The sequence below is a fragment of the Photobacterium swingsii genome, from assembly GCF_024346715.1.
Taxonomy (GTDB): Bacteria; Pseudomonadota; Gammaproteobacteria; order Enterobacterales; family Vibrionaceae; genus Photobacterium; species Photobacterium swingsii.
On record NZ_AP024852.1, the window covers coordinates 1,375,301 to 1,386,881 of the forward strand.

Below are 11,581 nucleotides of genomic sequence, written 5' to 3' on the forward strand. Positions count from 1 at the left end.
AATGCCTACACCCATCGTGTGCAGAGTAAAAAATAATCAATTCATTGTTTTTTTGAGATTTTGGTCACATACAGAATCTAAGTTGGCGAGTAATTTAATCAGCAAATTTAAGTAAAATTTTTACTAAAAGGTGCGGTATGGTTAAAAGTATGGATAGAAGACTTATCGATCATTTATATGAAGATCTTGATGGAATTCCACGAGTTTTAGAAGAGCATACAATTAATGGAATATATAAAGAGCCGCCTCGTCCGTTCTTATTTCCATTTACTAATGAATTCGAAGCAATTGCCAATGATCCTGCTAGCACGCAAAATTTCCTGTCGTTAAATGGATTATGGAAATTTAATTTAGCGACCAAGCCAGAACAAAGAGAGCGACGCTTTTTTGAAAAGGATTTTGATGCAAGCAGCTGGGATATGATCAAAGTACCAGCCAACTGGGAACCTCAGGGGTGGGATAATGCAATTTATGTAGATGAGCGCTACGCGTTTGATGCAACTTGTCCTAATGTGCCTCGTGAATACAATCCTGTTGGCTCTTATATCACCGAATTTGATCTTGATGACACATGGCAAGGTGAAGAGACGTTTCTTCATATTGGTGGTGTTCGTACTGCCGCCTTTATCTGGATTAACGGTGAACGCGTCGGCTATACCCAAAACAGTAAAAACCCGGCTGAATTCCGCATTAGCGACCACATAGTGAAGGGCAAAAACAAAATTGCTGTTCAAGTTTATCGCTGGTCTAACGCGAGCTATGTAGAGAAGCAAGACATGCTTGATATGTCGGGCTTTGAGCGTGAAGTCTTTATCTATTCAACGGCATCTCACCGTATTTATGATGTTTATTTTCAGCAAACGTTATCAGACGACTTCCAAAGTGCATCATTTAGCATCACAACCCAAATTCAGAACTACTTAAATGAGTCTTCTCAGCTCTATGTAAAAGCCGAGCTGCTAGATAATCGCGCGAGCATGGCTGGTGTTTTCACCCACCAAGCAGCTTTAGAGTGTGGAGCGGGTGATTCAGAAATGTGTTTTCAAGGCCATATTGAAACGCCGAAGCTTTGGACGGCTGAAACGCCTAACTTATACACCTTGCTAGTGACTATTTTCGATAGCGAACACAACCTTATTGAAGTAACTAGCCACAAGGTCGGCTTTAGACGAGTAAGCATTGAGGACGGTCGCCTGCTTGTGAATGGCGTTGCGATCAAGATTAAAGGTGTTAACCGTCATGAGTTGCACCCAACACTAGGCCATGTACCGACCGAAGAAAACATGCTGCGCGACATTCAGTTGATGAAAGAGCACAACATCAATGCCGTTCGCACCAGCCACTTCCCATGCCATTCTCGTTGGTACCAGCTTTGTGACCAATATGGTTTGTATGTTATCGATGAAGCCAATATCGAATCTCACCCTCTAGCGTTAAGCCCTGACACCCAAATCGGTGATGATGAATCCTGGTTACCTGCGCACTTAGATCGTGTTAAAGCCATGGTTGAGCGTGATAAGAACCACCCATCAATCATTATTTGGTCGATGGGGAATGAAGCGGGTACAGGTATGATTTTCGATACCATGTACAACTGGATCAAAGAACGTGATAACAGCCGCCCTGTTCAATATGAACCTGCTGGTGAGCTTACTTATACAGATATTGTATGCCCGATGTACCCAACCTTAGAGCGATTAGAGGCATTTGCTAAACAAGGTGATTCGCGCCCAATGATCATGATTGAGTACGCCCATGCGATGGGAAATTCTGTCGGTATCTTAAGTGATTATTGGAGAATCATTGATGCCAACGACAATTTGCAAGGTGGCTTTATTTGGGAGTGGATGGATCATGCCCTAGAGCTAACCAATGAGCGTGGTGAAAAATACTGGGGCTATGGTAAAGATTATCACCCAACCATGCAGACCGATGGCAACTTCATGAACGACGGCTTGGTTGGCGCTGATCGTGTCCCACACCCTCATATGACAGAGGTGAAAAAGGTTTATTCTCCAATTCGCTTTAATGCTATTAATGCGGAAAACGGCATCTTTGAAATTCAAAACCGTTACGACTTTATCAACCTTCAACATCTAGAAATCACCTACGAGATCTTAGCCGACGGTGAAGCTGTTCACTCTGGTTTTATCGCTATTGATGACGTACAACCCAATACAAGAGCTGAGTTTGTCGTTGATATTAATCACGATGTATTTACTGCTGGTAAAGAGCACATCATCACGCTCAGTGCCCGCGAGAAATACCAGAGCGGGTTGCTTGGCCTTGGCGCTGAAATCGGTTGGGGGCAGTTCAATCTTACCGAGCGTTCAGTTGCTCAAAATACGGCTAGTCAACATATCATCAACTCAAATACTGTAGCGGGCTCGACACCAAGTATTGAGCAAACTGCAGACTATGTTGCGGTGACAGGTGATGGGGTTCGCTTTGTCTTTTGCTCACAAACAGGGGATCTCAAACAGTATCAAGTTGGCACACTGAACATCACTGACTTTAGCTTTATTCCTAATTTCTGGCGCGGCATGACCGACAACGATTTAGGCGCTGGCGTTCATGAGTTTGCTTCGGTTTGGAAAGAGGCAGGTCAAAACAAAGAGCTACTCAACCTTGGTTGTGACACCAATGACAGCCTTAACGCTGTCGTCATTAAGGCGCAATTTGCGTTACCGGCTGTTAGCAGTGAAGTGACTTACACCTACACGGTATTTTCATCGGGTGAGATGAAAGTCGACTTTGACTTGGAGGTTGGCGATTCGGAACTGCCAATTCTTCCTCGTGTGGGCTCTCAAATTATACTTCCTCAAGAATTCATGTACATGAAGTGGTACGGGCGCGGTGCAGTAGAGACTTACTCAGATCGTAAAGGTCAGAAAGTCGGTGTTTTCGGCGGTACGCTTTGGGATAACTTCCACGCATACCCACGCCCTCAAGAATCAGGCAACAAGACGGATGTTCGCTGGTTCAAACTGACCAACCTTCATGGTCAAGGTATCGAAGTTGTTGCTGACGACCAATTGCTCAATATGAGTGCTTGGCCGTTTGAAGCTAAAGAACTCGATTTTGTGCCAGATCTCGAAAGTGAAAGTGCTTCAGGCTTAACGCCTATTTCGCAAAAACACGGTGTTGATGTTCAACCTAGTGGCGTTACTACGTTGAATATCGATTTAGCGCAAATGGGAACAGGTGGCCAAAACTCGTGGGGCTCGCTTCCTCCTGCGCAATACCAACTACCCGCGAAGAACTACAACTACTCATTCACCGTTCGCCCAATTAACTAATACCAAGACAGTAAACCAGCACCCATAGGTGCTGGTTCATTCCACTCAGAATAAAAGGAAATTGATATGTCAGAATCATCTGATAATAGATATAAAATGTCGCTAATGACATTTTTGTTCTTCTCTATTGCTGGCGGTGGCTTTGTACTAAAAGGCATAGTCTCTCAATACACTGATTGGGGGTACAACTCGTGGATTCTTTATGCGGTTGCTACACTTTGTTACGCTGTCCCTTACGTGTTTATGATCATTGAGTTGTCGTCGCTTGAAAAGATTAAAGACTCTGAGAGTGGCTACCAAACATGGCTTAATTTAATTCTCGGTAGGAAGTACGGCTTTATTGCGGGCTTCTTCTATTTCTACGTTAATATTTTTTACTTCGTCGATTTGTTGCCTAACTGTATTACTTATTTCTTATATACCTTATACAGCGATGTTGAATGGGTAACTAATTTGACCAATCAGATGTGGTTTAAACCTGTCATTAGTATCGCATCGATTGCACTTTTCTGGTTGGCGACATGGGTATCGATGAAAGGCCCTAAAATGTTGTCGAAGTTACTATCTTTCGCAGGTTATGCTGGCTTCTCGTTAACTATCGTGTTCTTGGTCTCGGCAGCTTATAAATTGTCGTTTGGTGAAGTGACATTTGACGGACAGGCTGTTGTTCCTCAGTGGATGACAACCATTGATCTTTCATGGTCACGCATTGCGTCTATGTCTTGGGCATTGCAATCTTTAGGTGGCTTGGAAGCATTAGCTGCATACAAACGAAACATTAAAGGTGGTGAGCGTTCGTTCCGATTGGCCTTGTTATTAAATGTCGTGATCTTCTCGGCGATCATGCTGCTTTCTGCGGTGATGATGAATATGATCCTGCCAGCAGATCAAGCCGCTGAATTAGGCTTACTTTCTGCAATCTATGTAGCATTCCAGCAACTAGGTTTCCCATTATGGTGGACGAACGTGATTGCATTCTTCCTACTCGTTACAACCTTATGTGGTTCGTTAATGCTGTGGACGGCAGCGCCAGTGAAGATGCTGTTTGTGGATGCACCGAAAGGCATTTTTGGCGACAAGCTATCAGTCGTTAACAACGAAGGGACGCCAGTAAATGCATTACGTATGCAAGGCATCTTGGTTACCTTTATTCTGATTCTATTTATGGTGGGTCAATTCAGTTCAGACATCAATGAAATCCTTGTTGCGGTTAAAAACTTAAACGGCGGAGCGGCAACAATCCCTGTGCTGTTCATGGTGATTGGCTACTTAAAACTACGCCTAGATTCAGATAATAAAGACTTTAAACGTGATTTTTATTTCTTGGGTAAAGGGAAGTTACTACCTGTATTGGCAGTGGTACCGATGTTGGTGATTTTCCTTGCATCAACCGTAGCCGCTTTAATTCCTAGCCCTGAGTTGTGGGAAGCAAACTTCCAAGGTTCACTCATTCAAACTATTCTTGGGCCTCTCAGTATCGTAGGTGCATTTGCATATTGTAGCTACGCGTACAATAAGTGGCGTGCGAAGAACCCGAATGATAATTCGTTATTTAATTTGGTTGGTCAGAACTGATCTAGCTTAAAAGCATTACGGATTTAACAGCCAATGCCGTCCACTTTAGTGCGCGGCATTTTTTCAATACTTTTATTGGCTCCCTTTGTACCTAGTTTGTCGTGTGGTGACAAAATGCTTTACTGCCAACTATTACAATCGTAACTCTGACTCAAAATTGCAGATTTTGTCTTGTCAGTAAGAAGTTTTTCTCAATCGTTGAGAACACCTCAGATAACCTTTTTCCTTTCCGTACAACACCTAAAATTTCATTACCAATCTGATTAATTCTGTTCGCAGCCGTGTTAATCACATTGGCCTGTTGGCTGATTTCATTATTCAGCACAATGATGAAAAATCGAATAAGAACATAGCAATAAGCAGCAAGATAACAGTGGTGACAACACCACAACAGTAGCGGCCTATTTTCATTTGTCGTAGGGGTGATGACATGAAAAAAATAATAGTGATGATGCTCACCATGTTTGTGGTGGTTGGGTGTGGCGGGTCTGATGGTGACTCTGATGGTGGGGGAGCGGCGGTGAATGCCGGTGATGGTGCACCAGCTTCCGTTCAAGTGCCAGTCTCTGCTGATGTTGCAGAGTCACCAGCACCTGAAACACCAACAGATAAAGATGTCTCTAAAGTCTGTGTGGCGATTGACGGTATGACCTTCATTAATAACTTAGGTGATGTTGTTCATTGGACACCTGAGTCGTTTGAGCAGACAGCAAGTTCAGAAGATTGTGTACCAGTAGATGGTGATATTCCTGTTGATGGTGACGGGAATCCAATGTTTGTTGTTCTGAATTTAACGGACTTAACCGGTGTTGATTTGGTGCGTTTATTAGAAGACAAACTTATGCTGGCCGGTGACTATGTATCGGTAGCGCTATCGACGATTGACCAAGGCGGTTACGGCGATATTTTGGATACGCCATACTCACATGTTCGCGATATTTTCGGTGATTTAAAGCCACTTAACATTGCGGATGAATTAACGTTTGAAGGGCTGAACCTAAACTTTGATGTGCCACAAACGATCACACTCGCTTTTGACTTACGTAACATGCTCCAGCTCAAAGAAGATGCGTATGAGATGAAGGATAGAGGTCTTCGTATTGTTAACAATAATGAAGCAGGGAACATCATAGGGAATATCAATCCATCAGCGTGTGCCTCTTCAATGGTTGATGCGTACATTTACTTGTATGAAACACATGGCGAGACTGGTGGTGAATCAAATTATGGTGATATGGGGTCAGAAAATCCGCCTGTACTAACAGCGAAAGTGAGTAAAGAAAATACTTACGAGTTCAAGCATATCCCATCGGGTGACTATGACTTGACCTTGGTATGTAACGGTTTGTTTGACTTACCTGATGTTGTTAACGATGTACTGAATGTCGACTCAAGCCAAAAAGGGTACTCGGTAGGTAAAGATGTACTGAGCATTGATTTCTAATGCAGAGCAATAAAAGCTAACGAAGAGATACCGCGAATACTAACGCCAGCATACGTGCTGGCGTGTATTTTATTCAGCGGAAATTCAGAACAAGAGTTCTACAATAGTCACTTATGTGCGATCTACCTCTCATTACTAGCACTTTATTTCCTTTCCTGTTTCGGTAATAACTTACTGACCACGCAAGTATAACTCTATATTGCCTTCATAACTGTACAAGCAAGTCTATATTATATTGGTTGTTTTTTAATCACTCGACCGTTAAATTCGTTGCCAAGATTTAGAGTGAAGCAACTTGAGAGAACGTTTTATGCCAGCAGTTATGACTTTAAAAAATGTTGTTATCGGTGCGATGTTTGGTTTAGCCGCAACAGGATATGGGATCACATCAGCACATGCTTCTGTAACAACAGCACCAGACAACCATTTATTATCCACTCTTAAGTATGTTGAACTTGAAGCTGAGCAAGGCGATAAAAATATGCAGTTGTTTCTTGGTCGTGCATATATTGAAGGCAGCAACGGTCTAAAAGCCGATCCACTGAAAGGTATGTACTGGCTTAAGAAGGCAGCAGCAGATACACCTGAAGTTCAAGCAATGATTGGTGATTTATTCAAGAATGGTCGTGGTCTACCGCGTGATAATCAACAAGCGGTTGAATGGTATACCAAAGCAGCGAATGAAGGCTCTGTACAAGCAATGATTGAGCTGGGCCATTATTATGTGTCAGGTGGAGGTACAGGTAAGACTGATTGTGCGAACGCCATTAAGTGGTTTAACGATGCATCAAATGCAGGTTCGATGGATTCTAAGCGTAACCTTGTATGGTTATACGCTACTTGCTCAGATGAAGAACAGCGAGATGGAGAGCGTGCGCTTAAGTTAGCAAAACAAATCATTAAGCGCACTGCGTCAAATGATGCGAGCGATTACGATAACCTAGCAGCAGCATACGCAGCATGCGGTGAATTTAACGATGCTGTTAAAGCACAACAGGTTGCCTTGAGTAAACTCGAAGATAAAGACAACCAGCGTATTGCAAAATTTTCGCAACGCTTAGAGCTCTATAAACAGCATCAAACCATTTATAGCGCATCGCTATAAAGCGGATTTTAAACCTACTCATTGCCAGCTGACGACTTTTATCAAAGCCACCGTTTTTACGGTGGCTTTTTCATATCCTGTTGTTTCGTTAACCCTACCAATACGAGTAAATCTTCACTGTTAATGTGATGCAAGCAGAATTATTTGCGTGCCACTCAGTTGTTCAGAATTCCTTAACTATACTTTCGTAGATAGGCCACCTCTCTATTACATCTAAAGAGGTAGGTGATTAAAAAAGGATGTGAGCATGAGCAACCAAGAACCGCTAAAAGAAGAAGAACGTGGCAAGTACGAATGGCGATCATTTATCTTTATCACGGTTTTTCTTTTTCCTATCTTAGCTATCGCCCTTGTCGGTGGATATGGCTTTATTGTTTGGATGTTACAAGTCTTTTTCCTTGGCCCCCCAGGTCACGGCTAACTTTCCCATTCACAGTAAACGACAAGGTAGGTCATTATGATGAGTTTGATTAAAAAACTGTGGATGACGTTTTGGCGTCCAGCAGTTCATATTAGCCTCGGTGTACTAACACTCGGTGGCTTTATTGCTGGTGTGATTTTTTGGGGCGGGTTTAACACTGCCCTTGAGCACACCAACACAGAAGAGTTTTGTATTGGCTGTCATGAAATGCGTGACAATGTATACGTAGAATTACAGTCAACGGTTCACTGGTCGAATCATTCAGGCGTTCGGGCAACGTGCCCAGATTGCCACGTTCCACATAACTGGACAGATAAAATTGCACGTAAAATGCAGGCCAGTAAAGAGGTCTTTGGGGCCATTTTTGGCACGATAGATACGCGCGAAAAGTTCTTAGAAAAACGCCTTGAATTAGCAAACCATGAATGGAAACGGTTTGCCGCTAATGGCTCGATGGAGTGTAAAAGCTGTCATAACTACGACAGCATGGACTGGGACCTTATGTCTGATCGCGCCCGCTCACAAATGAAGCAAGCGGCTGAACGTGACCAAAGTTGTCTTGATTGCCATAAAGGGATAGCCCACCAATTACCAGGTAACATGGAAGCCTCTGGTGGCATGGTGGATCAACTGGTTGCTAAAGCACAGAACACCCAATACTCCGAAGGTAATAACTACTTCAGTGTACGTTTCCTCCCTATGTTTGAGGATGAAGCCATGACTAAGGATGGTGGGCAACTTAACCCAGCATCCGAAGTGAAAGTGGTGGCGGTAAAAGACAATGCGATTCAAGTTGAAATTAATGGCTGGCGTAAAACGAAAGGTTTTGGCCGAGTGATTAATGAAGATTTTGGTATGAATATACCTACGGCGGCACTCAGCAAAGAGGCGGCACAGAGCGAGAGTTTAGTCGAGAAATTTGAAGAGAAAGAAGATGATTTAACAGGCTTACCTTGGCAGCGTGTATCGGTGAAACTGTGGATGCCAAAAGAATCCATGCTAGCCAATGTTGATGAAATCTGGAGTGAAACAAAATCGGCGTACAACACCAACTGTAGTGTGTGTCACACCCAACCAGAGGAAGCGCATTTCGATGCCAACACATGGCCGGGCATGTTTAACGGTATGCTAGCGTTTGTGAACCTGGATCATGATAGTGAAGCCTTGGTATTGAAATATCTTCAAAAACATTCATCAGATTTCGCTGATGGTCATCATTAGTGCACAGAGGGATTAAGCTATGTCTCTAAGTCGACGTAATTTTTTAAAGGGCCTCGCGACGACCTCAGCTGCGTCAGTGATTGGGCCAAGTTTACTGATGCAAGCAGCCCAAGCAGCAGAAGAGGTTTCACCGTATGCTGCAGATGGAGTGTGGAAAGTCTCTGGTTCTCATTGGGGAGCTTTTCGCGCCAAGATTTATAACGGTAAAGTGCAAGAACTGAAAGCACTGGAATTTGATAAATACCCAACCGACATGCTTAACGGCATCAAGGGGATTATCTACAGTCCATCGCGAGTACGTTACCCTATGGTGCGACTGGATTGGTTGAAAAAGCATAAATATAGCGGCGATACGCGGGGCAATAATCGCTTTATTCGCGTGACATGGGATGAAGCGTTAGATTTGTTTTACCAAGAACTGGAACGTGTACAGAAAGATTATGGCCCGTGGGCGTTGTTAGCTGGGCAAACGGGTTGGCGCCAAACTGGGCAATTCCACAGTTGCACCACGCATATGCAGCGTGCCGTTGGTATGCACGGTAATTTCATTAAGAAAGTCGGTGACTACTCGACAGGGGCTGGGCAAACCATTTTGCCTTACGTACTTGGCTCAACCGAGGTCTATGCGCAAGGGACATCGTGGCCAGAGATCTTAGAGAATACTGATGTCGTGGTTTTGTGGGCCAATGATCCGATCAAGAATACTCAAGTTGGCTGGCAGTGCGAAACACATGGTTCGTATGGCTATTATGAGCAGATAAAAGAGAAAGTAGCGAAAGGTGAGATCAAAGTGATCTCAGTCGATCCTGTTAAATCGAAAAGCCAGAACTACTTTAATAGCGATCAGATCTACGTGAACCCCCAATCGGATGTCGCCTTCATGCTGGCGATAGCCCACACCCTGTATAAAGAAGAACTGTATGATAAAAAATTCATCGAAACTTATGCGTTAGGTTTTGATGAGTTCATTCCGTATGTCGAAGGTAAAACCAAAGACAAAGTGGAGAAAACACCTGAATGGGCAGAACCAATTTGTGGTGTTAAAGCCGATGCGATCCGTGAGTTTGCCCGTTTATTGGTGAAAGGGCGTACCCAGCTGATCTTTGGCTGGGCGATTCAACGTCAACAACATGGTGAGCAACCTTATTGGATGGGCGCGGTATTGGCTGCAATGATAGGCCAAATAGGTTTGCCGGGTGGTGGTGTATCTTATTCCCACCACTATAGTGGGGTCGGTATTCCACCAACGGGCGCATCAGGTCCAGGCGGCTTCCCTCGTAATGTCGATGAAGGTCAAAAGCCTAAGTGGGATAGCACGGATTTTAAAGGCTATAGCAGCACGATTCCTGTGGCTCGCTGGATTGATTGTATTTTAGAGCCGGGGAAAGAAATCAAATATAACGGTGCTAAAGTTACGTACCCCGACCCAAAAATGGTGGTTGTTAGTGGGTGTAACCCGTGGCATCACCACCAAGACCGTAATCGAATGAAAACCGCATTCCAGAAATTGCAAACCGTAGTTACTATCGAATTTGCATGGACGGCAACTTGTCGTTTCTCAGACATTGTTTTACCAGCGTGTACCCAGTTTGAACGTAACGATATTGACTTATATGGGGCGTATTCAGCCTCTGGCGTGTTGGCGATGCATAAGCTGGTGGATCCTCTGTATCAATCGAAAACAGATTTTCAAATATTCACCGAGTTATGTGAGCGCTTCGGTCGAGCAAAAGAATACACCCGTGGCATGAACGAAATGGAGTGGTTACACCAACTTTATAATGAATGCCGCGAGGCCAACAAAGCCAAGCATAAAATGCCTGAATTTGATGAATTCTGGAAAGAAGGTTTGTTTGAATTTGGTGAAGGAACTAACTTTGTTCGTCATGCTGATTTCCGCGAAGATCCTGAGATCAATCCATTAGGGACACCGTCTGGGTTTATTGAGATCTTTAGCCGTAAAATTGATCGTTACGGTTATGAGCATTGCCAAGGACACCCGATGTGGTTTGAAAAATCAGAGCGTTCACACGGTGGGCCAAGTTCAGATAAATTTCCTATTTGGTTGCAGTCTTGTCACCCTGATCAGCGATTACATTCACAAATGTGTGAATCAGAAAAATACCGTGAAACCTACACAGTCCAAGGACGTGAACCTGTTTATATCAACCCTGAAGATGCCAAAGATCGCGGTATCAGTGATGGCGATATAGTGAGGGTTTATAATGATCGTGGTCAGCTACTTGCGGGGGCGCGTATATCAGATAATTACCCGCGTGGAGTGATCCGTATTCATGAAGGGGCATGGTATGGCCCTGTAAATGAAAAAGTAGGTTCGCTTGATACCTATGGTGATCCCAATACGCTCACTCAAGATATTGGCTCTTCCGAATTAGCCCAAGCGACCAGTGCTAACACGGTCATTGTAGAGTTTGAGAAATTCAAAGGTGAAGCGCCACCAGTGACGTCATTTGGTGGGCCTATATATGTCAGCTGATGCATTAAGTCAGCAGCAA

Annotated in this window: 7 protein-coding genes; all 7 read left to right on the forward strand. The window is 43.8% G+C overall.

Annotation, left to right across the window (positions count from 1 at the left end):
* Positions 1–149: 149 nt before the first annotated feature.
* The 7 genes from OCU77_RS06560 to torA all read left to right on the forward strand — a co-directional run bounded on the left by OCU77_RS06560 (position 150) and on the right by torA (position 11,562).
* Positions 150–3,299, forward strand: a complete 3,150-nt coding sequence (locus OCU77_RS06560) for a glycoside hydrolase family 2 TIM barrel-domain containing protein (RefSeq protein WP_239685798.1) — start codon at positions 150–152, stop codon at positions 3,297–3,299.
* A 66-nt stretch (positions 3,300–3,365) separates the two neighbouring features.
* Positions 3,366–4,874: an APC family permease gene (locus OCU77_RS06565; protein WP_048897113.1), complete on the forward strand. Its 1,509-nt coding sequence runs from the start codon at positions 3,366–3,368 to the stop codon at positions 4,872–4,874.
* Between the two features lie 430 nt (positions 4,875–5,304).
* The gene (locus OCU77_RS06570; protein ID WP_048897114.1) at positions 5,305–6,318 is read left to right on the forward strand and encodes a hypothetical protein; all 1,014 of its coding nucleotides are present in this window, start codon (positions 5,305–5,307) and stop codon (positions 6,316–6,318) included.
* Between the two features lie 310 nt (positions 6,319–6,628).
* Positions 6,629–7,423 (forward strand): tetratricopeptide repeat protein, encoded by a 795-nt coding sequence (locus tag OCU77_RS06575; protein ID WP_048897115.1) that lies wholly within the window; start codon positions 6,629–6,631, stop codon positions 7,421–7,423.
* A gap of 247 nt (positions 7,424–7,670) precedes the next feature.
* Positions 7,671–7,844 (forward strand): trimethylamine N-oxide reductase system protein TorE, encoded by a 174-nt coding sequence (torE, locus tag OCU77_RS06580; RefSeq protein ID WP_048897116.1) that lies wholly within the window; start codon positions 7,671–7,673, stop codon positions 7,842–7,844.
* Positions 7,845–7,880: 36 nt separating this feature from the next.
* A complete protein-coding gene (gene torC / locus OCU77_RS06585; protein WP_048897117.1) occupies positions 7,881–9,065 on the forward strand; it encodes a pentaheme c-type cytochrome TorC in 1,185 nt (394 codons plus the stop codon).
* A 19-nt stretch (positions 9,066–9,084) separates the two neighbouring features.
* Positions 9,085–11,562 (forward strand): trimethylamine-N-oxide reductase TorA, encoded by a 2,478-nt coding sequence (gene torA / locus OCU77_RS06590; protein WP_107302391.1) that lies wholly within the window; start codon positions 9,085–9,087, stop codon positions 11,560–11,562.
* Positions 11,563–11,581: the final 19 nt, after the last annotated feature.